This window comes from Streptomyces sp. NPDC058880 (assembly GCF_042742535.1).
Taxonomy (GTDB): Bacteria; Actinomycetota; Actinomycetes; order Streptomycetales; family Streptomycetaceae; genus Streptomyces.
Map to the genome: position 1 here is coordinate 12,491 of NZ_JBHYMC010000074.1, position 22,633 is coordinate 35,123.

The 22,633-nt window shown below is 72.0% G+C and carries 18 protein-coding genes and 1 tRNA gene; 6 read left to right on the plus strand and 13 right to left on the minus strand.

Going from position 1 to position 22,633, the window contains the following annotated elements; genetic code table 11:
* Nucleotides 1-21: 21 nt before the first annotated feature.
* Nucleotides 22-1,593: an MFS transporter gene (locus tag ACFW2G_RS29015; protein WP_078556783.1), complete on the minus strand. Its 1,572-nt coding sequence runs from the start codon at nt 1,591-1,593 to the stop codon at nt 22-24.
* Nucleotides 1,594-1,656: 63 nt separating this feature from the next.
* On the opposite strand from ACFW2G_RS29015, the gene ACFW2G_RS29020 reads away from it, so the two are divergent.
* The gene (locus ACFW2G_RS29020) at nt 1,657-2,628 is read left to right on the plus strand and encodes a helix-turn-helix transcriptional regulator (RefSeq protein WP_384455593.1); all 972 of its coding nucleotides are present in this window, start codon (nt 1,657-1,659) and stop codon (nt 2,626-2,628) included.
* Nucleotides 2,629-2,725: 97 nt separating this feature from the next.
* On the opposite strand, the gene ACFW2G_RS29025 is transcribed toward ACFW2G_RS29020, so the two are convergent.
* Nucleotides 2,726-3,703: an RNA polymerase sigma factor RpoD/SigA gene (locus tag ACFW2G_RS29025; protein WP_037925048.1), complete on the minus strand. Its 978-nt coding sequence runs from the start codon at nt 3,701-3,703 to the stop codon at nt 2,726-2,728.
* 195 nt (nt 3,704-3,898) lie between these two features.
* Between ACFW2G_RS29025 and ACFW2G_RS29030 the strand changes: the two genes are divergently transcribed.
* Nucleotides 3,899-4,438 carry a GNAT family N-acetyltransferase gene (locus ACFW2G_RS29030; protein WP_384455597.1) on the plus strand — a complete coding sequence of 180 codons (540 nt, stop codon included), beginning with the start codon at nt 3,899-3,901 and terminating at the stop codon, nt 4,436-4,438.
* 50 nt (nt 4,439-4,488) lie between these two features.
* On the opposite strand, the gene ACFW2G_RS29035 is transcribed toward ACFW2G_RS29030, so the two are convergent.
* From ACFW2G_RS29035 to ACFW2G_RS29045, 3 genes are all read right to left on the minus strand, one after another.
* Complete coding sequence (locus ACFW2G_RS29035; RefSeq protein WP_384681099.1) at nt 4,489-5,313, minus strand: dioxygenase; 825 nt, start codon at nt 5,311-5,313, stop codon at nt 4,489-4,491.
* A gap of 113 nt (nt 5,314-5,426) precedes the next feature.
* Nucleotides 5,427-6,965, minus strand: coding sequence for an MFS transporter (locus ACFW2G_RS29040; protein ID WP_037925043.1), 1,539 nt, complete (start codon nt 6,963-6,965; stop codon nt 5,427-5,429).
* Between the two features lie 62 nt (nt 6,966-7,027).
* Nucleotides 7,028-7,756 carry a TetR/AcrR family transcriptional regulator gene (locus tag ACFW2G_RS29045; RefSeq protein ID WP_384455606.1) on the minus strand — a complete coding sequence of 243 codons (729 nt, stop codon included), beginning with the start codon at nt 7,754-7,756 and terminating at the stop codon, nt 7,028-7,030.
* A gap of 274 nt (nt 7,757-8,030) precedes the next feature.
* On the opposite strand from ACFW2G_RS29045, the gene ACFW2G_RS29050 reads away from it, so the two are divergent.
* A complete protein-coding gene (locus ACFW2G_RS29050; RefSeq protein WP_384455609.1) occupies nt 8,031-9,308 on the plus strand; it encodes a M6 family metalloprotease domain-containing protein in 1,278 nt (425 codons plus the stop codon).
* A gap of 43 nt (nt 9,309-9,351) precedes the next feature.
* On the opposite strand, the gene ACFW2G_RS29055 is transcribed toward ACFW2G_RS29050, so the two are convergent.
* Together ACFW2G_RS29055 and ACFW2G_RS29060 are read right to left on the minus strand one after the other, a co-directional pair.
* Nucleotides 9,352-10,125, minus strand: coding sequence for a thioesterase II family protein (locus ACFW2G_RS29055; RefSeq protein ID WP_384585134.1), 774 nt, complete (start codon nt 10,123-10,125; stop codon nt 9,352-9,354).
* A complete protein-coding gene (locus tag ACFW2G_RS29060) occupies nt 10,122-11,060 on the minus strand; it encodes a beta-ketoacyl-ACP synthase III (protein WP_037925039.1) in 939 nt (312 codons plus the stop codon). The genes ACFW2G_RS29055 and ACFW2G_RS29060 overlap by 4 nt, the downstream gene beginning before the upstream one ends.
* 297 nt (nt 11,061-11,357) lie before the next feature.
* Between ACFW2G_RS29060 and ACFW2G_RS29065 the strand changes: the two genes are divergently transcribed.
* Complete coding sequence (locus ACFW2G_RS29065; protein ID WP_384585137.1) at nt 11,358-13,013, plus strand: hypothetical protein; 1,656 nt, start codon at nt 11,358-11,360, stop codon at nt 13,011-13,013.
* 174 nt (nt 13,014-13,187) lie between these two features.
* On the opposite strand, the gene ACFW2G_RS29070 is transcribed toward ACFW2G_RS29065, so the two are convergent.
* Nucleotides 13,188-13,961 (minus strand): AAA family ATPase, encoded by a 774-nt coding sequence (locus ACFW2G_RS29070; RefSeq protein ID WP_384585523.1) that lies wholly within the window; start codon nt 13,959-13,961, stop codon nt 13,188-13,190.
* Nucleotides 13,958-14,149 carry a hypothetical protein gene (locus tag ACFW2G_RS29075; protein WP_384585526.1) on the minus strand — a complete coding sequence of 64 codons (192 nt, stop codon included), beginning with the start codon at nt 14,147-14,149 and terminating at the stop codon, nt 13,958-13,960. Before ACFW2G_RS29075 ends, ACFW2G_RS29070 begins: the two co-directional genes overlap by 4 nt.
* Before the next feature lie 993 nt (nt 14,150-15,142).
* On the opposite strand from ACFW2G_RS29075, the gene ACFW2G_RS29080 reads away from it, so the two are divergent.
* Nucleotides 15,143-15,215, plus strand: a tRNA-Arg gene (locus ACFW2G_RS29080).
* Nucleotides 15,216-15,389: 174 nt separating this feature from the next.
* On the opposite strand, the gene ACFW2G_RS29085 is transcribed toward ACFW2G_RS29080, so the two are convergent.
* The 4 genes from ACFW2G_RS29085 to ACFW2G_RS29100 form a co-directional block, all read right to left on the minus strand.
* Nucleotides 15,390-16,643 carry an ATP-binding protein gene (locus tag ACFW2G_RS29085; protein WP_384585529.1) on the minus strand — a complete coding sequence of 418 codons (1,254 nt, stop codon included), beginning with the start codon at nt 16,641-16,643 and terminating at the stop codon, nt 15,390-15,392.
* Nucleotides 16,644-16,811: 168 nt separating this feature from the next.
* The gene (locus ACFW2G_RS29090; RefSeq protein WP_236647740.1) at nt 16,812-17,015 is read right to left on the minus strand and encodes a hypothetical protein; all 204 of its coding nucleotides are present in this window, start codon (nt 17,013-17,015) and stop codon (nt 16,812-16,814) included.
* 108 nt (nt 17,016-17,123) lie between these two features.
* Nucleotides 17,124-19,013 (minus strand): MFS transporter, encoded by a 1,890-nt coding sequence (locus ACFW2G_RS29095; protein ID WP_384585532.1) that lies wholly within the window; start codon nt 19,011-19,013, stop codon nt 17,124-17,126.
* Nucleotides 19,014-19,242: 229 nt separating this feature from the next.
* The gene (locus tag ACFW2G_RS29100) at nt 19,243-20,988 is read right to left on the minus strand and encodes a D-alanyl-D-alanine carboxypeptidase family protein (protein WP_384585535.1); all 1,746 of its coding nucleotides are present in this window, start codon (nt 20,986-20,988) and stop codon (nt 19,243-19,245) included.
* Nucleotides 20,989-21,719: 731 nt separating this feature from the next.
* Here ACFW2G_RS29100 and ACFW2G_RS29105 point away from each other — a divergent pair.
* Nucleotides 21,720-22,454, plus strand: coding sequence for a GPP34 family phosphoprotein (locus ACFW2G_RS29105; RefSeq protein ID WP_037924988.1), 735 nt, complete (start codon nt 21,720-21,722; stop codon nt 22,452-22,454).
* Nucleotides 22,455-22,633: the final 179 nt, after the last annotated feature.

Below are 22,633 nucleotides of genomic sequence, written 5' to 3' on the forward strand. Positions count from 1 at the left end.
CCGGAGAACCGGGGCCGGACCCTAGAGGGCGGGCACCTTCTCGGTGGCGTTCCCGGTGTGCTCGGTGTGCTCGGCGGCACCTTCGCGCTCCTCCATCGGGATCGCCCTGCGCGGCAGCATGAACATCACCACGGAGATGACCACCAGCACGCCCACGACCCACCAGAGCGCGCCGCGGAAGGCCTCGACGTAGGGCGGGCCGAAGAGCGTGTCGTCCTCGATCAGGCCGAAGAAGACCACGGACGTCAGGGCCAGGCCCAGTGCGTTGCCCATCTGACCGGTGGTGTTGATCAGCCCGGAGGCCGAGCCCGCGTCCCGGCGCGGCACCTCGGACAGCGTGGTGTCGTTGAGCGGGGCGACGATGAGGCCCATGCCGGCACCCATGAGGATCAGCGGGGCGGCCATCTGCCAGGAGGCGATCTCCATGCCGTAGTGCGCGGACTCCCAGATGTACAGGAGCAGTCCGGCGGCCATGACCAGGGCGCCCGCCTGGAGCACCTTGCGACCGAAGCGCGGGACGAGCTTCTCGACCGAGAGGCCGGCGGCCACGGAGACGGCGATGGAGAAGGGGATTCCGGTGGTGCCGGCCCGCAGGGCGCTCCAGCCGAGGCCCATCTGCATGTAGAGCGTCCAGACCAGGAAGAAGATCCCGGTCGCGATGCCGAAGGTCAGCTGGACGGCGATGCCGCCGGCGAAGCTCTTGACCTTGAAGAGGGAGAGCTCGACGAGCGGGGAGCCGTCCTTCTTGATCTTGTACTTCTCGTACGCGATGAACGCGGCGAAGACCAACGGCGCCACGGCCATGCAGACGAAGCCCCACAGCGGCCAGCCGTTCTCACGGCCCTCGGTGAGCGGGAAGATCAGCATGACGAGGGCGAGGGTCGCGAGGACGACACCGACCAGGTCCAGCCGCAGGGCCTGGGGGGCCTTGGACTCGCTGATGAACTTGCGGCCCAGGATCACGCCCGCGATACCGACGGGCAGGTTGATCAGGAAGATCGGGCGCCATTCGAGACCGAAGAGGTTCCACTGGGTGAGCAGCGCGCCGAGCATGGGACCGGAGACGGCGCCCAGGCCCACGATCGCGCCGAACATCCCGAAGACCTTGCCGCGTTCCTGCGGGGGGAAGGTGACGTGGATGATGGCCAGCACCTGCGGCACCATCATGGCGGCCATGCCGCCCTGGAGGATGCGGGAGGCGACGAGCATGGCCGGGTCGGCCGCGATGCCGCAGAGCAGCGAGGCGGCGGTGAAGCCGGCTATGCCGATGAGGAAGAGGCGCTTGCGTCCGTAGATGTCACCGAGACGGCCGCCGGTGATGAGCCCTGCGGCGAACGCGAGCGCGTAGCCTGCGGTGATCCACTGGATCGCGCTGGTCGAGGCGCCGAAGTTCTGGCGCATGGTGGGGATCGCGATGTTGACGATGGTCACGTCGACCAGGTCCATGAAGGCCGCGGTCATCACGATGGCGAGCGCCAGCCAGCGGCGGCGGTCGGGGGGTGAGCTGGGTGCGTCGTGGGCTGCGCCGTTCCGCTCTTCTCGTATGGGCCCGTTCTCTCTTTCGGGCGCTGTCTGGGGCGTCTCGGTGGTCATGAGGAGAAACCTAGACGGGATATAGGTCAGTTCATGTCCTCTTTCGCTGGCAGCCTGGATCACATGACCGACACACCGGCACGGCTCCTGTCCCTGCTGTCCCTCCTCCAGACCCCGCGCGAATGGCCCGGCAGCGAGCTGGCGCAGCGGCTGCGAGTGAGTGCGCGGACCATCCGGCGCGACATCGAGCGGCTGCGGGAGCTGGGCTACCCGGTGGAGGCCACGCTCGGCTCCGAGGGCGGCTACCGGCTGGTGGCGGGCGCGGCGATGCCGCCGCTGCTGCTGGACGACGAGGAGGCCGTGGCGATCGCGGTGGGGCTGCGGGCGGGAGCCGGGCACGCGATCGAAGGGGTCGAGGAGGCCTCCGTACGCGCGCTGGCGAAGCTGGAGCAGGTCCTGCCGTCCCGGCTGCGCCGCCGGGTGAGCACGCTGCAGTCGGCCACGATCGCGCTGACGCGGGGGGACGGGGCGAGCGTGGACCCGCGGACGCTGACGACGATGGCGTCGGCGGTGGCCGGGCCGGAGCGGCTCCGGTTCGCCTACCGGGCGCGGGACGGGGCCCGGTCACGGCGGCTGGTGGAGCCGTATCGGCTGGTCAGCACGGGAAGCCGGTGGTACCTGGTGGCCTACGACATGGAGCGGGAGGACTGGCGGACCTTCCGGGTGGACCGGGTGGACGAGGCGTTCGCGACGGGGGCCCGGTTCGCGCCGCGGGAGCTGCCGATGGACGCGGAGGAGTTCGTACGGCGGGGGCTCGGCGCGCACGGCGCACGGACGTACGCGGTGGAGGTCGTCTTCGAGGCGGGAGCGGCCGAGCTGCCGGAGTGGCTGCGGGCGGCCGCCCTGCCGGGCGGGACCGGGGCGGGCGGGACCGGGGCGGCCGTGGTCCGCTTCGAGAGCCGGGACGCGCCGGAGTGGCTGGCGGCCCGGTTGGCCCTGACGGGGCTGGACTTCACGGTGCGGGAGCCGGCGGCGCTGCGGACGGCGGCCGGTGCGCTGGCCGCGCGGCTCGCGTCGGCGGTGACGCCCGGATAACGGCGCCTGGCGCGAGCGGCGCCCGGAGAACGAGGGAGCCCCGGCGCCTGGGGGGGATAGGCACCGGGGCTCGTTCAGGGGGTTCGGCGGCGGGCGGCTAGGCCACGGCGTCGAAGCCGGTGTCGCGCGCCATCCGCTTCAGCTCCAGCAGGGCGTGCTTCTCGATCTGGCGGATCCGCTCCCGGGTCAGGCCGTGCTGCTTGCCGACCTCGGTGAGGGTCCGCTCGCGGCCGTCGTCGATGCCGTACCGCATCTTGATGATCGACGCGGTGCGCTGGTCGAGCCTGCCGAGCAGGTCCTCCAGCTCCTCGCTGCGCAGCAGCGAGAGCACGGACTGCTCGGGGGAGATCGCCGAGGTGTCCTCCAGGAGGTCGCCGAACTGCGTGTCGCCCTCGTCGTCCACCGACATGTTCAGGCTGACCGGGTCGCGGGCCCAGTCCAGTACGTCGCCGACGCGCTTCTCCGTCGAGTCCAGCTCGGCCGCGATCTCGGCGTGCTCCGGGTCTCGGCCGTTCTCGCGGTTGAACTCGCGCTGGACCCGGCGGATCCGGCCGAGCTCCTCGACGAGGTGGACGGGGAGGCGGATGGTGCGGGACTGGTCGGCGATGGACCGGGTGATGGCCTGGCGGATCCACCACGTGGCATACGTGGAGAACTTGAAGCCCTTGGTGTAGTCGAACTTCTCCACCGCGCGGACCAGGCCCGCGTTGCCCTCCTGGATCAGGTCGAGGAGGGGCAGGCCGCTGCGCGGATAGCGCCGGGCGACGGCGACGACGAGGCGGAGGTTGGAGCGGATGAAGACCTCTTTGGCGCGCTCCCCTTCGGCGGCCAGCGCCTCCAGCTCCTCGCGGGCGGGCCGGTCCCCGTCACGCTCTATCGCGCCGTCGAGGATCTGCTGGGCGTAGACACCGGCCTCGATGATCTGGGAGAGCTCCACTTCCCTGGCGGCGTCGAGGAGCGGGGTGCGCGCGATCTCGTCCAGGTACATGCCGACCAGGTCGCGGTCTGCGATCTCCCCGCCCACAGCGCGTGCGCTGCTCGTGGACTGACGGCGGGCGACGGCGCGGGTTGCCATGCGTGCTCCCTTGCGATGAGTTCGGTCGCGGTGCGGCTGCCGGACGGCCACCGTGGTGCGGTGGTACGCCCTCGGACACTCTCCCGAGTGCCCGCTTCCGAAGGAAACAACGACTGGAATCGGGACAGAATTCCCACGTTGGTCCCTCATTTTCGAGATCTTGCAGTATCCTGCCCCGCCACGAGAGGGGGACGAATGTCGCACGATCACGAAGAGGTGCAGGTCAGACCCGGAACGGAGGCCGATCTGACGTCGCTCACGGACCTGTACAACCACTACGTCCGAGAGACCGCCATCACGTTCGACACCACCGCGTTCACTCCGGAACAGCGTCGCCCTTGGCTGCACTCCCATCCTGAAGACGGCCCTCACAGGCTTCTGGTTGCCTGGACTGGCGAGCGCATGGCCGGATACGCCACCACCAGTCCGTTCCGTCCGAAGCCGGCGTATGCCACATCGGTGGAGGCCAGCGTGTACCTCGCCCCGCACGCGGTGGGGCGGGGGGTGGGCACCCTCCTGTACGGGGCGCTCTTCGCCGCACTGGAGAAGGAGCCGGTGCACCGCGTGTTCGCCGGTGTCGCCCTGCCGAACGACGCCTCGGTACGCCTCCACGAGCGCTTCGGCTTCCGCCGGATCGGCGAGTTCACGGAAGCGGGGTGGAAGTTCGGCCGCTACTGGGACGTGCGGTGGTACGAGAAGCGGCTGGGACCGACCGGCGAGCACCCGCCCCGGTGAAGCCGGGCGGCGGCCCGGGGGACTCGGACGGCGCCCCGGCGGGACGCCCCTTAACCGAACTGGAGGCTGCGCTTCGACAGGCCCATCCAGAAGCCGTCGACCGGGTCGCGGCGCTTCGTGAGGTCGCCGGTGGCGTCGGCGGCGCCGAGGGTGACGAAGAGCGGGGCGAAGTGCTCCGTCCGGGGGTGGGCCAGCCGGCCGGACGGGGACCGGGCCTCGAAGTCCAGCAGGGAGTCGATGTCGCCGGCGGCCAGCGCCTCTCGGCCCCACGCGTCGAACTCCGCCGACCAGGCGGGGACACCCGGGCCCGTGTGGCGCAGCGTGGCGAGATTGTGGGTGAAGAAGCCGCTGCCGACGATGAGGACGCCCTCGTCACGCAAGGGCGCGAGCCTGCGGCCGATGTCCATCAGGCGGCGCGGATCCAGCGTCGGCAGGGACATCTGGAGGACCGGTATGTCGGCCTCCGGGTACATCTCCACCAGCGGGACGTACGCGCCGTGGTCCAGGCCGCGGTCCGGGATGTCTTGGACCGGGGCACCCGGGGCCCGCAACAGGGCCCGGACCGAGGCGGCGAGCGCGGGGGCACCCGGGGCGTCGTAGCGGACCCGGTAGTAGTGCTCGGGGAAGCCCCAGAAGTCGTGGACCAGCGGGGCGGATGCGGTGGCACCGAGGGCCAGGGGGGCCTCCTCCCAGTGGGCGGAGACGATGAGTATCGCGGTGGGGCGGGGCAGGTCGGCCGACCAGGCGGCCAGTTCGCCCGGCCAGACCGGATCGTCGGCGAGCGGCGGCGCCCCGTGGCTGAGGTACAGCGCCGGCATGCGCGTTGTCTGGGGGCTCGCGCCCGTCGGGGCCTGGGGTCCGGGAGCCGGGTTCATGAGGGGGCGCTCCTCCGTCGTCGTACAGGGCTGCCTCGAAAAGACTAACCCCGCTTGGTTCAAATTTGAACCAAGCGGGGTGTCCAGTCATTCCGCGGGCTACCCGGCCCTGCTCAGTGCGCGATCACCGGGACCTTGACACCGGCGTCCTCGGCGGAGTCGGACCCGGAGGCCATCGGGTCGCCCGCACCCGGACGGCCGGTGTTGATCAGGGTCAGGGCGATCGCCGCGCTGGCGGCCAGGATGCCCACCGCCCACCAGATGGCGGAGGCGTAGCCCTCGACCATGGCCTGGGCCTGCACCAGCCGGGCCGCGGCCCCGCCGCCCGCGGCCTCGGCCGCGTGGTCGGTCAGGTAGGCGGTGGTCGCCGAGGCGGCGATGGTGTTCAGCAGCGCCGTACCGATGGCGCCGCCGACCTGCTGCGAGGTGTTGACCATGGCGGAGGCGACACCGGCGTCGGCCGGGTTCACCCCGTGCGTGGACAGCGACATGGCCGGCATGAAGGCCGTGCCCATGCCGAGGCCGAGCAGCAGCTGGGCCGGCAGGATCAGCGCGGGGTAGGAGGATCCGACCTCCAGCTGGGTCAGCAGCAGCATTCCGGCGGCGGCGACCAGGAAGCCCGGGCCCATCAGCAGGCGCGGAGCGACTCGGGTCATCAGGCGGGCGCCGATCTGGGTGGAGCCCAGGATCATGCCCGCGATCATCGGCAGGAAGGCGAAGCCGGTCTTGACCGGCGAGAAGCCCTTCACGACCTGGAGGTAGTAGGTGAGGAAGAGGAACAGGCCGAACATCGCGATGACGGCCAGGCCGAGCGAGAGGTAGACACCACCGCGGTTGCGCTCCAGCAGGACGCGCAGCGGCAGCAGCGGGGACTGCACCTTGGACTCGACGAAGACGAACGCCGCCAGCAGGGCCGCCGAGGCGATGAACATGGCCACGGTGACCTGGTCCGACCAGCCGGCCGACTCGGCGCGGGTGAATCCGTACACCAGGGCCACGAGGCCGGTGGTGGACAGGACCACGCCCGGGATGTCCAGGGGGGCGCGGTTGCGGGAGCCGGCGGGCTCGCGGATGACCATCCAGGCACCCACGGCCGCGACGACCGCGAACGGGATGTTGACGAAGAACGTCCAGCGCCAGTTGAGGTACTCGGTGAGGAAGCCGCCGAGGATCAGGCCGACGGCGCCGCCGCCGCCCGCGATCGCGCCGTAGATGCCGAAGGCCTTGGCCCGCTCCTTGGCGTCGGTGAACATCACCGCCAGCAGGGACAGGGCCGCCGGTGCGAGCAGTGCGCCGAAGGCGCCCTGGAGGGCGCGGGCGCCGAGCATCATGGCTTCGCCGTTCGCGGCGCCGCCGAGCGCGGAGGCCAGGGCGAAGCCGGCAAGACCGAGGACGAAGGCGTTCTTGCGGCCCCACTTGTCGGCGATGCGGCCACCGAAGAGGAGCAGTCCGCCGAAGGCGAGCGCGTAGGCGGTGATGACCCACTGGCGGTTGCCGTCGGAGATGCCGAGGTCGGTCTGGGCCGAGGGGAGGGCGATGTTCACGATGGTCGCGTCGAGGACGACCATCAGCTGGGCCAGGGCTATGAAGACGAGAGCCTTCCAGCGACTGGGGTCGGCAGCCGACGGGAGTGTCGCGGCTGATTTCGGCATGGGAGTACCCGTTTCACTGTGCGGAATGACTGGAAAAGGCTAGTTCGTAAGCTTTTGCGGTGTCACATGGTTTTCAGCGTGAGGTCTTCCAAAGTGGCTGCCGAACCGGGCAGTTCGGAGCGGGCCGGGGCCCGCAGCCCGTCGAGGAAGAGCTGGAGATGACGGTGGGCGAAGCGGTCGGTGTCGAAGCAGGCGGTACCCGGGAGGGGGCGGCTGAGCTGGGAGAGGGCGACCATCAGGTCGCCGACGCCGATGTCCGCGCGGACCAGTCCGGCCTGCTGGCCCGCGGCCAGCAGGGTCTCCACAGCCTCCGCCAAGGCGGTGCGCGCCGCGAGGAGTTCGGGGTGGTCGCGGTCGAAGCCGTCGGCGAGCATCGGGCACAGGGCGCCGATCCGCTCGTCGGCAGCGGCGTGCGTGAACCGGCACAGCGCGGCGAAGGGGTCGGGCTCCTCGGCCAGAGAGGCCTCGGCTGAGGCCGCGACCCGCTCCGTGGTGAAGAGGACGACCTGGTGGACGAGTGCGTCGCGGTCGGGGAAGTGCCGGTAGAGGGTGGCGTTGCCGATGCCCGCCCGGCGGGCCACCTCGTCGAGCGGGGCCGCCGCACCGAACTCGACGAAGGCCTCGCGGGCCGCCGCCAGGATCCGCTCGCGATTGCGGACGGCGTCGGCGCGCGGGCGCGGCGGGCCGCCGCCCTCGCGGGAGCCGCGGGACCGGCCGGACTGCGGGGCCGCCGGACACCCGTCCGCCGCGGCGGACGGGGACGCCGCGGCGGCCGTGGCGGTGCTCTGCATTTCCGGTGCCTCCCCGGGCGGTGACGAGTGATGCGGGATCTATGGGCCGGCCCGCCAAACGGGGAGCCGTTCCCCGCTTGGCGGGACTCCCATGCAAACGGGGAACAGCTCCCCGGTTATTTCACCCCTCGGTGTGAACCGGGTCACGCCGCTGCGGGGGCGCTTCACCCTTTGGCCTCTCCCGGCGCGCGGGCGCGGCGCGCCCGACGGAGGGTGAAGCGCACAGGGCGCAGACCGGACAGGGCCGGCTGCCGCGGACCCGAGGGCGATCTCCATGACGCAGACCCGCCGCCGGATACGCAGACCACGCCTGACCAGCGCGTACATCGGACTGACCGCGCTGGCGATCGGCGTCACGGCGACGGCGAGCACAGGGATATCCAGCCGCGGCCAGTCGGCGGCGGGGCCCGTGGCCACGACGGTCGAATCGGCGCTCGCGCCGTGCCGGATCGCCGGGACGATGGGCGTGCAGATGTCCGAGGGCCTGCCGACCCCGCCGGGGTACTCGCGTTCGACAGGAGAGGTCCGGGCGCTGAACCTGATGATCGACTTCCCCGACGCCAAGGGCGAGGGCACGGCCCTGGACCGGCTGGCCGAGTTCTTCCCCCAGACCTCGGACTGGTTCCGCACCAGTTCCTACGGTCGGCTGGCCTACCGGGCCGAGGCCCCGATAAAGACCTGGCTGCGGATGCCGATGCCCTTCGCGGCGTACGGCATCGAGCGCGGGTCCTCCTACGAGCCGGGCTACCGGCAGCTCGTGGAGCACATCGCGAGGGCCGCCGACTCCGAGGTGGACTTCAGCCGCTACGACCTGGTCAACATCCTGGTCACGCCGAACGCGGGGCCGTCGGCACTGGACACCGTCCTGTCGGTGACCTTCTCGGGCAACGGCGAGGCGCCAATGGCCGACGGGGTCCCGCTGTCCAACACGTCCTTCGTCTACAGCCGGCAGGACGACGGCTCCGGGACCTACCGGGAGACCGGCTACCGGGTGCTCCCGCACGAGAACGGGCACGTCTTCGGGCTGCCCGACCTCTACACCGCCGACGGCGGGAACACCGTCGGGCACTGGGACATCATGAGCGAGGACTGGGGTGCCAACAACGACCTGATGGGCTGGCACAAGTGGAAGCTGGGCTGGCTGGACAGCACGCAGATCTCCTGCGCGTCGAAGTCCGGCACCAGCGACCACGTCCTGACCCCGCTGGCGGTCGAGGGCGGCATGAAGCTGGCCTTCGTCCCGCTGTCGGAGAGCGTCGGCTACGCCGTGGAGGTGCGGACCCGGGCCGGCAACGACGAGGCCGTCTGCAGGCCCGGCGTGCTGATCTACAAGGTGGACTCCGACGTGGACACCGGACACGGCCCCGTGATCGTGTCGGACAGCTCGACCGCGAGCGGCGGCTGCACCCGCCGGCCCAACGTGCACGCCGAACTGTCGGACGCACCGTTCCGGCCGGGAGAGACCTTCACCGACGAGAAGGCGGGCATCAGCATCTCGGTGGTGGGCGAGCTGCGCGACGGCAGCTACCAGGTCCGCATCATCCGCCCGTAGGCACCGTCCGCCCACGGAGCCCTGCCGGGGCCGGGAACACCGTTCAGTGCGCGAGGGCCTCGCGCAGGATGTCCACCACCGCGCCGCGGTGTTCGTCGGCGAGGAGGAAGAAGTGGTCGCCGTCGAAACGGCGCACCCGGCAGTGGCCGGTGGTGTGGTCGGCCCAGCCGTCCAGCGGTTCGTGCGGGACCAGCGGATCGGCCGTGCCCCCGATGACGTGGAGGGGCACGTCGAGCCGTACGCCCTCGAAACCGACGGCGGCCTCCCGGCTGAGGTCGATGTCGGCACGCAGGACGCGCGTGACGTGGGCGAGCATCTCCGGGTCGTGCAGGACCCACTCCGGGGTGCCGCCGCCCTCCCGCAGCAGCCGGACGGCGTCCTCCTCGCTGCTGGTGGCGTGGGCGCGGCGCCGGGTCCGGCCGGGGGCCTGGCCGCTGACGACAGCGGCCCGGCAGTGCGGGCCGAGGAGCTGTGCGGCGCGGACGGCGAGCAGCGCCCCGAGGCTGTGGCCGAAGACCACGGTGGGCAGCGGGTCCCGGCCGAGCACCTCCTCGGCCACCGAGTCGAGCACCTCGTCGAGACGGCAGCCGGGAGTCTCGCCGAAGCGGCGCTCCCTGCCGGGCAGTGAGAGCCCGAGCACCTCGACCTCGTCGGGCAGCGGTTCGACGAGGGGGAAGAGGGTGTTGGGTCCGGCGCCGGAGTGCGGGAACACCAGCAGGCGCAGCCTGGGCGCGGCGGACGGCTGGAGCCGCAGCTGCGGCCACCAGGGGGCGGTGGAGGAGGACTTCATCGCGGTCACCTCGTCCGTCCCGGTCACGGGCAGTGGATGATCTGGCCGGCGTAGGACAGGCCGCCGCCGAAGGCGAAGAGCAGTACGGGTGCCCCCTTCTCGATCTCGCCGCGCTCGACGAGCTTGGAGAGCGCGAGCGGGATGCTGGCGGCGGAGGTGTTGCCGGAGTCCACGACGTCCTTGGCGATGACCGCGTTGACCGCGCCGATCTTGCGGGCCAGCGGCTCGATGATCCGCAGGTTGGCCTGGTGCAGGACGACACCGCCGAGGTCCTCGGGCTTGACCCCGGCCCGCTCGCACACCTGGAGCGCGACCTCCGGCAGGGCGGTGGTGGCCCAGCGGTACACCGACTGCCCTTCCTGGGCGAAGGTGTGGGACGGCGCCTCGATGCGCACGGCGTGCCCCATCTCGGGTACGGATCCCCAGACGACCGGGCTGATCCGGGACTCCTCGGAGGCGACGACGACGGCCGCGCCGGCCCCGTCGCCGATCAGCACGCAGGTGGTGCGGTCGGTCCAGTCGGCGAAGTCCGTCAGCTTCTCCACACCGATGACCAGGGCCTTCGTGGCGGAGCCGGTGCGGATGCTCTGGTCCGCCAGCGCCATAGCGTGCGGGAATCCGGAACAGGCTGTGTTCACGTCGATCGCGGCTGGGGCCTTGGCGCCGACGGCAGCCGCGACGCGGGCCGCCGTGTTGGGCGAGCGGTCCTGCGCTGTGCAGGTGGCCACGATGACGAAATCGATGTCCTCACCGGTCAGCCCCGCGTTGGCCAGGGCGTTCGCGGCGGCCTTCGCCGCCATGTCCGAGACCGACTCGTCCTCGGCGGCCACCCGGCGGGTCTTGATCCCGACCCGGCTCTGGATCCATGCGTCGCTGGTGTCGACCATCTGCTCCAGATCGGCGTTGGTCAGCACCTTCGCCGGCTGATAGTGCCCGAGGGCAAGGACGCGGGACCCGACCATCAGTGCTTCTCCTCGTTCCATGGACCCTGACCCTGACCCTGACCCGGATCCGGGTTGACCGATGGTCAGCCTATGCAGCCGGCCGACCGCATTCATATGACTTTCGCGGATCGCCGCCCAGGGAAATGGATCACGTACGGCGCAACCGCCACGCCCGCCCCGCCGTCCCCATCGACAGTACGTTCGCGCGCTTCGGGAACACGTTCGCTTCGACCGACCGGTATGTGTAGCCTAAACGCGCTTCACTTTCTGAACTCGTTCAATATCTAGGGGGGACCGGTGCAGCGTCACCGCGTCATGATTTCGGCTGCCGTCGTAGCGGCAGCCATCGGCTTCGTACCGACCGCGGCCCAGGCCGCGGAGCAGCCCGCGCAGCGCCAGGGGAGCGCTGCCGCGGCGATGGATGCCGCCAAGGCCGCCGCGGCCAAGTCCGTCGTCTTCCACAGTCCGGCGGAACGCACTGTCCGCACCTCCGCGTCCGCGTCGGGCAAGGCGGCCGCTTCGCAGGCCGCGGGGGCCGCAGAGGCGGCGAAGGGCAACGCCGGGCTCGCCGTCGACCTGCGCGCCTCGGCCACGTCCGCGCACGGCTTCAGCCTGGCGTCGCAGATCACCACCGCCGCCGGCGCGCCCGTCCGGGTCGACATCGACTGGGGCGACGGCAGGACCGTCACCGAGCACGTCACCGGAGCGAAGCTCCTGACCTCGGAGCACACCTTCGCCGAGGTCGGAGACCACAAGGTCACGGTCACCCTGACCGACCAGGACAACAACGTGACCGCCACCAACAGCGTGGACGTCCAGGCCGCCGGCTCGAAGTTCACCCCGCACGCACCGACCCGGCTGCTCGACACCCGCTCCGGCATCGGCGGCAGCTCGCGCCCGCTCGCCCCGTACGGCGTCGCCCGCGTGAAGGTCGGCGGCAACAGCGGCATCCCGGCCGACGCGACCGCCGTGGCGCTCAACGTCACCGTCGTCAGCCCCCGTTCGGCCGGACACATCACGGCCTACCCTTCGGGTACGGCGCAGCCGACCACCTCGAACGTCAACTTCGTCGCGGGCCAGACCGTGCCGAACATGACGATCGTGCCGGTCGGAGCGGACGGCTACGTGGAACTCGTCAACCGCAGCTACGGCGACGTGGACCTGCTCGCGGACGTCACCGGGTACTTCAGCCGCTCCGCCACCGCCGGGGGCTACACCTCGCTGGAGCCGTTCCGCATCGCCGACAGCCGTACCGGCCAGGGCACTTGGGGCCAGCTCGCCGGACAGAGCACGTTCGGCCTGCAGGTGGCCGGCAACGGCTCGATCCCGGCCTCCGGGGTCACCGCGGTGGCCCTCAACGTCACCGCCACGGCCCCCCGCGGCGCGGGACACCTGACCGTCTACCCGTCCGGACAGACGGCGCCGGACACCTCGAACGTGAACTTCAAGGCCAACCAGACCATCGCGAACTCGGTGATCGTCCCGGTGGGCCCCGACGGCAGGATCAACATCCGCAACGGCGCCTGGGACCCGACCGACGTGGTCGTGGACGTCGTCGGTTACTACAGCCCCGGCAGCAAGGCCGCCTACCTGCCGACGATGCCGACGCGCCTGCACGACTCGCGTAAGTACGACTTCCCGGTCGCGGGGCAGGACTTCCGCTGGCTTCCGCTGGCGGACGGCGATCCGACGGTCACCGCGTTCGTCCTGAACACCACGGTCACCGACACCCGGGGCAGCGGTCACCTCACGGTCGCCCCGGACCCCTACACCTGGGCCCAGCGCGAGAACGGGACCGCGAAGAAGCCGACCCCGCCCAACTCCTCCAACCTGAACTGGACGAAGGGCGAGACCGTCCCGAACCTGGTCCAGGCGAGCACCGGGACGACCGGCGTCATCGACTTCTGGAACCGCGGCTGGGAGCCCACGCACCTCGTGGTCGACATGTTCGGCCTCTACGAGAAGGACTGATCCGCCGGGCCCGGGACCAGGACCGGGACCGGGCCTCATGGCCGTGCCCCGGGGAGCAGCCGCACGGGCTGCTCCCCGGGGCACGGCCCGTCGAGCGGCGCACGGACAACGGAGGCTGACGCAATCCCCGGAACCCCGTGATCACCGCCCGAGGTTCACGAGCACCCCGGCGTTTCAGCCCGCCCCCGTGGACTTCCCGCCGAATTGCGCCCGGGCGGCGCGCTCACGCGAAGTACGGTCGAGCAGGACCATGGAGTCGAGGCCCAGGCTCGGCGGCAGGCCGCCGTGTTCGACGCCCGCGAGGAGTCTCGCCAGACCCCGCCGGTGCGTGGCGAAGACACGGCGCGAGGTCAGGCGCCGGCGGGCGCGCTGGCCCGACAGCGCCTCCTGGGGGCCGACATCGAGCACCACCATGTGCAGGGGCCTGCCGGCTCGGTGGGCGTGGTGGGCCAGCCACCGGCGCATCCAGGCCCTGCTGCCGCAGTCGTGGATGAGCAGCGGATGCGTCCGCCGTATCTCGGTGCGCATCCACCCCATGTGCCTCAGCCGGGCCCAGGGCCGGCAGACCGCGTAGGGAAGCCAGGAAGGCGTCAGGGCCTCGTAGGCGGTGCGGGTGGCGCGGGGGTCGACGACAGTGGCGGCGGAGGACCAGGCGCGCAGCAGCGTGCTCTTCCCGCTGCCGGGAAGTCCCGCGACGACGACCAACGCGTTGCCCGGGTAGGACAGCGTGATGTCCGACTCGGCATGGCCGCGCAGGTCGACGACTCCCCGCGGGTGTATGTGATCGGTGGCGTGCCGTCCGTCGTGCGCGGGCCCGCTCGTTCCCCTCGTGCACGACGGGCAGGCGGCCGTCCGCTCCTGCGAGCGGCCGGAACCGGTCCGGTGCCCGGCCTGCTGTACGCCCGGTTGCCGCTCTGCCGAGTGCTGGGTGGCGATGGGGGTGCTCACAGATCGCGGGTGACGTGCGGTATGAGGTCCTGTGCGGCGCAGACGGTCGGGCCGGCCTCCGCCGGAACCCGGTCCACCGCCCCGGTGGACCATGCGTCGCCGCGCCCCGGCACACCGCCGCCGCAGGTGAGGTCGTCACCCCTGCGACGCGCCGATGCGCCGACGGCGGCCGGGCCTTGGTGAAACATGACCTGCACCCTTCTGAAGGCCTTCGGCACGTGCCGGTGGTCCTCGACTGGTTCTCGACGCCCCGTGCGGTGCAGGACCGCGGCACGGGACCGGGCTTCGCCTCTCGTCACGACGGACGAACACCCGGGCCAAGCCTATGCTCCCGCCGAGCGACTCCTCGTGCCCAGAGGTCTGCGGCCGACAAGGACCGTTCCGGGCCACGGGATCCCCGATGCCTCCTCGCCCGCTCCCCCTCCGCGCCGCGGGCCTGTCGGGGCCTCCACGCAGGCCCGCCGGTGGCCACCGCGCCCCGGAGGGCATCTCGCGCAGGCTCGGGGTCTCCGTCCGCACGGTCCGTGGAAGCACGCCAAGGGCATCGCTTCGGGCTACTTCACCGTGAACGGCGACGACATCGACGAAGACCGCATGGACCTGTTCGTCATGTGGACCGACGGGGAGGTGAGCCTCGACCGCGAAGCCAACACCCAGAACGGGAACTTCGCCGAGAAGTTCCGCACCACGGGTCCCCACGCGACATGGCGCGACCACATGGTGGAGATCACAGTCGGAAACTTCACCGGTGACAGCGGACTCGTACGTCATCGTCCGCTCGACCGACGGCGAACTCACGCTCTTTGGCGACGGAGACGGATCCTCGCTCGGCCAGCAGAAGCGCCGCGTGGCCCCGGCGGCCTAGAGGAATCCGTACGGCAATTCACTCCAGACCATGGATCCTGTAGTGGCAAATGGCAGGATTGGACTCCGAGAGGCTCCTCCTCACCCAAGGAGAGAAACAGCGATCCGGAAGACAGCCTCTGTCTTCGCCGCAGCGGCATGGCCACGGGGGTTCTGTCCCTGCAGATCGCCGGGGCCGGCACCGCCGCTGCGATCCCTGCAGGCTGCTCGATCAGAGGATGCGGAAGCGGCCGAACCGCTCGGCAATCGGGGCGACCGCGGGCGAGGTGATCCGCTAGGCTGTCAGCGGTCACGAGGCGGTCTCCGCCGAGGCCCCCGCCTTCGTAGCTCAGGGGATAGAGCACGGCTCTCCTAAAGCCGGTGTCGCAGGTTCGAATCCTGCCGAGGGCACAGTCGAGGACCCCCGCCGGAAACGGCGGGGGTCCTCTTCGCGTGGCGGTCGTACGGCGACGGGGGGGCGGTTCAGCGGCCGCGTCGGGCGCATGCGCCGGGAGCCGGGTTGCCGTCCCGGCCGGGAAGCGGCTCAGGGGCCGCGGGTACCGCAGGGGTCTCGGGTACCGAGGGCTAGGGGAGGGTGACGCGCGCCTCGGCGCCGCCCTCCTCCCGGTTGCGGAAGGCGAGAGTGGCGCCGAGGACCCGTGCCTGGCCGAGGGCGATGGTCAGGCCCAGCCCGTGGCCCTTGCTCGTGCCCTCCGTACGGAACCGCTGCGGGCCGGTCATGATCAGGTACTCCGGATAGCCCGGCCCCGCGTCGGTGACGGTCACGGTCGGGCCGTCCACCGTGACCGTCACCGGGGCGGCGCCGTGGCTGTGCGCGTTGGCCACCAGGTTGCCCAGGATCCGCTCCAGGCGGCGCCGGTCCGTCTCCACCCGCGGGGAGGCCAGCACCGTCAGGGCCGTGTCCGTGCCGGACGCGAGGATCGTGCGGGCCGCCAGGTCGGCCAGGTCGTGCGAGTCGAGCTCCACGCGCTCGCTGCGCGTGTCCAGGCGGGAGATCTCCAGCAGGTCCTCGGTCAGCGAGCGCATCGCCTGCACCCGGTCTCGTACGAGCTCGGCCGGGCGGCCCGGCGGCAGGAGCTCGGCGGCCGCGTTCAGGCCGGTCAGCGGGGTGCGGAGTTCGTGGGCGACGTCCGCCGTGAACCGCTGCTCCGCCTCCAGCTTGCGCTGGAGCGACGAGGCCATCGTGTCCAGGGCCCGGGAGACGGCGGCGACCTCGTCCTTGGTGCGCGCCCTGTCGCCGACCCGGGCGTCCAGGTCGCCGGCGCTGATCCGGCGCGCCACCTGCGCGGTCACGTGCAGGCGCCGGGTGATCCGCGCGACCCCGGCCGCGCCGATGAGGAGGGTGATTCCGATGGCCAGGCCCGAGGAGCCGAGGATGGCCCGGTCGAGGTTGGCGATGGTCCGCTCGGCTCCGCGGAAGTCCACGGACACGGCGATCGCGGCGCCGTCCTCGGCGGGGGCGGCCGCCCACATCACCGGGCGCCCGCGGTGCGTGCCGACCGCCGTGCCGCGCTTCCCGTCGGCCGCCAGGGCGTGCAGTCGCGGGGGCAGGCCGGGCGGGTCGATGCCCTCGCCCCGGGGCAGGCGGGCACCGGTCTCGTAGAGCTGCACGGTCCGCTCCAGCTTGGAGAGCGCTTTCTCGCGGGCCGTGCCGACCGTCTGGCGGGTCATGGCGCCGTGCACGAGGCAGCCGAGCAGCGCGGCGAGCCCGCAGCACATCAGGGTGATGAAGACCGTGGCCTTCCAGGTCAGGGTCGACGTCCAGGCGGGCAGCCGCAGGTGCGGCCGCAGCCGCGCTCCGCGCTGCATCTCGTTCATGGTCAGGTCACGGTAATCCGCCCGCCCGGGCGGGCGACCGGCGGGTTCCGGCCTGATCCCGCGCGATCCGGCCAGATCGCCTCCCGGGACGTTCGAAGCCCTCCCGGCAGGAGCCGGAAGGGCTGCCGGAAGGGCTGCGCCACCACGGATGCGCCGTCCCGCGAGGGGTCAGCTCAGGCCACTGGTGCGCTCGCCGATGCGGTCACCCTGCGGAGTGCCGGCCCGCTTCAGCGCGGCCTTCGTGTGCAGTCCGCCCTTGACCTTGCTCCGTACAGGACCGTCGAAGCCGTGGCCCGGGGGGCGCGGCGGCTGCGCGGCCTCCTGCGCCTTGGCGATGGCCGCCCGGACGTCCCGCTTCTGTTCTTTGGTCATCCCGTCGTCAACTCCCTCAGGAAGCACCCAATCGGACTACTGGGATCGTATGCAGATATACAGAGCAACGCACCCGGACCGGAGCGTAAAGACATCAACGCGGAGATGTCAGGGAGCGGAGGGGGACGGGGCAGCCGGAGCCGGGCGCTCGGGCGTCCCCAGCGCCGCCGGGATGACCTCCTCCGGGCAGGGCGTGCCCCGCGGCAGCTGGTACTTCGCCGCCACCCGGTACTCCCCCGGCGTCGGGACCAGCAGCTCCGTCCACACGTCGCCCTCGCCGTCCGGGAGCGCCTTGAACAGGCAGCCGGCCGTGTTCGCGAACTCCTTCGGCACGGCGCCCCGCGCCTTGGAGTCCGCCGTCTCCTGCGGCGGCGGCACCGGCCGGCCCGCCCCGTCCACCAGCCCCAGCCACGGCGAGTGCGGGATCCGCACCCGCACCCGGCCGGCCTGCTTCACGTCGAGGACCAGCTGGTCGGCGCCCGCCCGCACCACGCTGGCGGGCCCCGTCACCAGGTCCGTCGGCTGGTCGACCTTGAAGAGCTGCCAGTTGGCGTCGCCCCACACCTGCTGGAGGTACGGGAGCCCGGCGCGCACCAGCTTCGCCTCGTCCTCGCCCCCCGAATCGGGCTTGTCGGCCGGCAGCACCACGTAGTGCACGGCCCAGCGCTCCAGCCAGGCCCGGTAGCTGTCGGCGGTGAGGGTGTCGTCGTAGAAGAGCGGGTTGCGCTCCAGGTCGGCCTGCCGGTTCCAGCCGCGCGCGAGGTTCACGTACGACGGGAAGGCGGAGGACTCGCGGTGGCTGCTGACGGGGACGACCTCGACCCGGCCGCGGTCGGCGCCCTCCTTCCGGAGCTGGTCCACGAGCGGGGCCAGCTCCCGGTTCCAGGCGGCGACCGGCGTGGTGCGGACGATGTCCGTGATGCTGTTGGTGGTGATCCAGGCGTTCAGTCCGACGAACGCGAGCAGCACGCCGTACCAGCGCCGCGACCGCGGGACCTCGTACGGGAGGGCCGCCAGCAGCACGGCGCCGCCGAACAGCATCACCAGCCTGGTGACGTTCGAGCCGATCTGGGAGTCGATCGCCCAGGTCAGGAAGACCCCGAGGGCGTAGACCGCGGAGGCGATCCGGGCCGTCTTCCAGCGGCGCGGCACGAGGAAGAAGATCAGCAGCCCGAACAGGAACGGCAGCCCGGCCGAACCGATCTTCATCGGCTGCGTCCCGGAGAACGGGAAGAGCCAGGCCGACAGCCCGACCACGGCCACCGGGGCCAGCCCGAGCGCGTACGCACCCGGGCGCCGCCCGCTCAGGAACAGCGCGGCCGCGATCACCCCGAGGAAGAGGCCCGCGACGGGACTGGCGGCGGTCGCGATCCCGGCCAGCGGGGCCGCCACCGCGGCCTTGGCCCAGCGCCGCCGCGCCCACTTGCGGGGCCAGCAGAAGACCGCCGCGACCGCGCCGAGGGCGAACATCGCGCCCAACCCGAAGGTGACGCGGCCCGAGAGGGCGTTGCAGAACAGCCCGTACGTCCCGGCCAGAGCGGGCCACAGCGGCTCGCGCACCGCCCCGCGGCAGCGGGTCAGGATCAGCGCGAGCAGCCCGGCCGAGACGGTGCCCGCGATCATCATGGTGGTGCGCACGCCGAGCAGGTGCATGAGGTACGGCGAGACCACGCTGTACGAGACGGGGTGCATGCCGCCGTACCAGGCGAGGTTGTACGCCGAGTCCGGATGGCGTCCCACGAACTCGGCCCAGGCGTCCTGCGCGGCGAGGTCGCCGCCGCTGCTGGCGAAGGTGAAGAACCAGACGACGTGCAGCACGGCGGCGAGCAGGGTGGCGACCGCCACCGGGTGGCGGCGCAGCGGATCGAGGGCGCGGGTGCGCCGCCGCGGCCGCCCGGGCGGCTCCTGCCGCGGCGGCACGGCGCCGCGCCCCGGGCCGCCACCGGGTGCCGACGCGATGACGGCCCCGCGCCGGCCCTGCTGCTCAGCGGTGGTCACTGCCGCACTCCCCAACACGTGGATCCCCACCGGCACGCGTCCGTGCGTCCCGGTCCCTCTGCCTCAGGTCGCGTCCGGTCGGCGGGACCGAGCGGACACTCGCTAGACGCGCACCGGCGCCCCGGGGTTGCCCGGGGCGCCGGATCAGCGCGCGTGCCCGCGACGGCCGCGCACGGCTGCGGAGGGCGACGCCTGGCCGCGCACGGCCACGCGCAGCCGCGGGCGGCCGTCAGCCGATGCGCGTCAGCTTGCTGCCGATGCCCGGCGAGGTCAGGTCGCTCTTCAGCGCCACCGGCACCTTGACCTGGCTGGCGCCCTCGCCGACGGTCAGCACGCCGACCTCGGTGCCCGCCTTCGCGGTCTGCGGCACCAGGCCGCCACCGTTCGCGAGCTTCACGGTGACGCTCAGCGAGGCCCACCCGATGGCCTCCACGTCGGCGGTGGCGACGACCGGAGTCCGGCCGCCGAGTCCGTCGTCGACATAGCCCACCACGTCGCCCTTCTTCACGACGGTCGCACCTTCGAGGGCCTTCTGCGTACCGTTCATCAGCTGCTTGCTCGCGGCGAGCACGGTGTCGATGATCGACGGCTTGTGCTGGCCGAGCACGGCGCCGACGATCAGCTGGTTGGTGTTGCCGATCTTCTTCTGCGCGGCGAAGAGGAGGTTTCCGCCCGCCTTCGTCGTCGTACCGGTCTTGATGCCGAGCGCGCCGCCGGAGCCGGTCAGCCCGTTCCAGTTGCGCCAGCTCTTGCCGGACGGATCGACCCAGTACGGCTTCTTGGTGATGTCGAGCAGCGTCTCGATCTCGACCAGCTTCAGGCCCAGCTTGACCTGCTCCTCGGCGGTGCTGACCGTGGTCGCGTCCAGACCCGAGGGGTCCGTGTACGTGGTGTTGGTCATGCCGAGTTCTTTGGCGGTGTCGTTCATCTTCTTGACGAACGCCTCCTGGGAGCCGGCATCCCAGCGCGCGAGCAGCCGCGCGATGTTGTTGGCCGATGGGATCATGAGGGCGGCGATCGCGTCGTACTCGGAGATCTTGTCGCCCTCCTTGACCGTGTCGAGGGTCGACTCGTTGTTGACTGAATCGTTCCTCTTGCCCTCGGTCTCGGCCGTCTTGTCCACGTCGATCATCGCGCCCTGCCCACCCTTCTCGATGGGGTGGTCGCGCAGGATGATGTAGGCCGTCATCGACTTGGTGACGCTCGCGATCGGCACCGGCTTCTGCTCGCCGGACTGGCCGAGCGTGCCGAGGCCGGCGGCCGCCATGTACGCCTGTCCCTCGGTGGGCCAGGGCAGCTGCGGCATGGCGCCCTCGAAGGTGTACGAGGACTTCGCGGTCATCACGAGCCTGGGTTCGGGCAGCGGGCGCACCAGCTGCACGATGGCCAGGATGATCCCCAGGAGCACGACGAGCGGCGCGTAGATCTTGAACCGGCGGACGGCGGTGCGCAGCGGGCTCGGCGGTGGGGGCGGGTTGTTCGTGAGGTCCGCCAGCATGTCGAGCGGCGGCTTGGGCGGCAGCGGCTGCTGGGTGGTCCGTTCGCTCCGGTCACCGCGGTCCAGGCGCTCGGTGGCGGTGGAGGCGGCGGCGGAGACCGACGGGGCCTGTGGGGCCGACGGGGCCGGGTCCTTCGGCCCGGGCTTCGGCTTGGCCGCCGCCGTGCCGTCACCGTCGGTGCGCAGCGGCACGAAGGTGCTGGCCTTCGGGGCACGGAAGACGGCGGTGCTCTCGCTGTCCTCGGCGGGTGCCGGTGCCGGCTCCGGTGCCGGCGCCGGCTCCGGTGCCGGCGCCGGCGCCTGGGGCGAAACGGAAGGGGGAGCGGAAGGCTGTTGCGGCTTCACGGCGGCGGGCTTCGGCTTCTGCCCGGCGTCGGGCTTGCGCGCGTCCACCTTGGGCACCCGGAACACGGCCGTACGCTCGCTGTCCGCGGGCTCGTCAGACGCGGCGGCCGCCCCGGCAGAGCCCGGCTTCACACCGCGCTCACCAGCGGCCCCGACCTCCGCGCCACCCGCCGGACGCCCGCCCGAAACCGCACCAGCGGCCCCCGGCCGCACCGCACGGAACACGGCCGTACGCTCGCTGTCGCCCGGCGCGGGCTTCGCCTCCCGAGCCGGAGCCGGGGCAGGGACCGAAGCAGAATCGGAAGCCGAAGCCGAATCGGAAGCCGAATCGGAAGTGGAATCGGACTCGGAAGCCCGCGCCCGCGCCGGCGGGTCGGCTTCGCGCGATGCGGCATCGGCTTCCGCATCCGCATCCGCATCGACCGGCTCCTCGGCCGACGTGGCGACCCAGGCCGCCACCGCCTCACGCAGCGCATCCCGCCCGCCGGACTCGGCCTTCGCCTCGGCGTCGGCCTCCGCCTTGCCCGCGGCACCGCCGTCGCCCGCACGGGCGACGTCGGCACCGTCCTCGGACTCCCTCGGCCGGAACACCGACAGCCTCGGGTCGCGGTCCGCGGACGGCTCCGCCGCCCCCGGCGTTTCTTCATCTACCGACTTGTCGGGGGACTCGCCCGCCACCGCTCCTCCTCATCGCCGCCACGTTCGGCTGTCCGAATGTCTAACAGTGTCCCGTCTCGGGGGCATCGCCCCCGTGCCAGACGAGAACGACATAGCTGCGGGTTCCCCCACAAAGCGGCCACGCGCTCTCGACAGATGAATGTGAGAGGCGTCACCCTGTCACTCATCCACGCGGGGAGGCATGGATGGGCAGGAGCCGCAGAACAATTCCGGAGGAGCTTCTGCTGCTCGCCTTGGACCCGGCCACGGGTACCACGGCGCAGCCGCAGTCGCTCGACCTCGGCCTGGCCGGGGCACAGCTAGTGGAGCTGGCTCTGGCAGGACGGATAGCCCCTGATGGGGATCGTATCGCCGTGGTGATGCCACGGCCGACAGGAGATCCGACTCTGGACTCCGCACTGGAACTGCTGCGCAGGCGCGGCAGCCCGGTACGGGCCGTCCACTGGATCGGCGGACCCCGGCTGGGGCTGCGCCAGATTTACCTCGCGCACCTGGAGCGCTGCGGCATGGTTCACGCCGTCGCGGGACAGATGTGCGGCGTGTTGCCGACGACTCGCTACCAGGCGACGGACACGGAGATCAGCCGGGAGATCCGAGCCCGGCTCGACAGTGCGATCCGCACCGGCGTACCGCCGGACCCGCGGACCGCGGCGCTCGCCGCGCTGGCCCACGCGGTCGGACTCGGCAAGCACCTGTACCCCGGTAACGAGGGGCGCTCGTCCAGGTCCCGGCTGCGGGACCTGATCCGCCACGACCCCATGGGCGGACTCGTGGCGCACGCCGTGATGGACGTCCAGAACGGTGTGGCCGCCCAGCCGCGCCGGGACCGCCCACCGGCACCGCAGGCCCGGCCCGCCGCGGGCGGCGTCCCGATGCAGCCGCGCCGCACGGGTGCGATGGCGCGCGTGGCCGCGCACTGATCCACCCCCGGTGTGGCCCGGGCAGGCCCCGGGCCCGCCGCTCCACCCCTGCACAGCTCCACCACCGCACGACGCACCACCGCACCACCGCACACAGCAGCGCCACCGCCGGGACCGGCGTCCGCGAGGATCCGGTCCGGAGGCCGCCCGCGCGCGGGGTGGCGGAGCCGGAACACCGG

Coding starts and splice junctions, on each gene's coding strand:
- ACFW2G_RS29015 (WP_078556783.1), bottom strand. CDS start 1,593: ATGACCACCGAGACGCCCCAGACAGCGCCCGAAAGAGAGAACGGGCCC.
- ACFW2G_RS29020 (WP_384455593.1), top strand. CDS start 1,657: ATGACCGACACACCGGCACGGCTCCTGTCCCTGCTGTCCCTCCTCCAG.
- ACFW2G_RS29025 (WP_037925048.1), bottom strand. CDS start 3,703: ATGGCAACCCGCGCCGTCGCCCGCCGTCAGTCCACGAGCAGCGCACGC.
- ACFW2G_RS29030 (WP_384455597.1), top strand. CDS start 3,899: ATGTCGCACGATCACGAAGAGGTGCAGGTCAGACCCGGAACGGAGGCC.
- ACFW2G_RS29035 (WP_384681099.1), bottom strand. CDS start 5,313: ATGAACCCGGCTCCCGGACCCCAGGCCCCGACGGGCGCGAGCCCCCAG.
- ACFW2G_RS29040 (WP_037925043.1), bottom strand. CDS start 6,965: ATGCCGAAATCAGCCGCGACACTCCCGTCGGCTGCCGACCCCAGTCGC.
- ACFW2G_RS29045 (WP_384455606.1), bottom strand. CDS start 7,756: ATGCAGAGCACCGCCACGGCCGCCGCGGCGTCCCCGTCCGCCGCGGCG.
- ACFW2G_RS29050 (WP_384455609.1), top strand. CDS start 8,031: ATGACGCAGACCCGCCGCCGGATACGCAGACCACGCCTGACCAGCGCG.
- ACFW2G_RS29060 (WP_037925039.1), bottom strand. CDS start 11,060: ATGGTCGGGTCCCGCGTCCTTGCCCTCGGGCACTATCAGCCGGCGAAG.
- ACFW2G_RS29065 (WP_384585137.1), top strand. CDS start 11,358: ATGATTTCGGCTGCCGTCGTAGCGGCAGCCATCGGCTTCGTACCGACC.
- ACFW2G_RS29075 (WP_384585526.1), bottom strand. CDS start 14,149: ATGTTTCACCAAGGCCCGGCCGCCGTCGGCGCATCGGCGCGTCGCAGG.
- ACFW2G_RS29085 (WP_384585529.1), bottom strand. CDS start 16,643: ATGAACGAGATGCAGCGCGGAGCGCGGCTGCGGCCGCACCTGCGGCTG.
- ACFW2G_RS29090 (WP_236647740.1), bottom strand. CDS start 17,015: ATGACCAAAGAACAGAAGCGGGACGTCCGGGCGGCCATCGCCAAGGCG.
- ACFW2G_RS29105 (WP_037924988.1), top strand. CDS start 21,720: ATGGGCAGGAGCCGCAGAACAATTCCGGAGGAGCTTCTGCTGCTCGCC.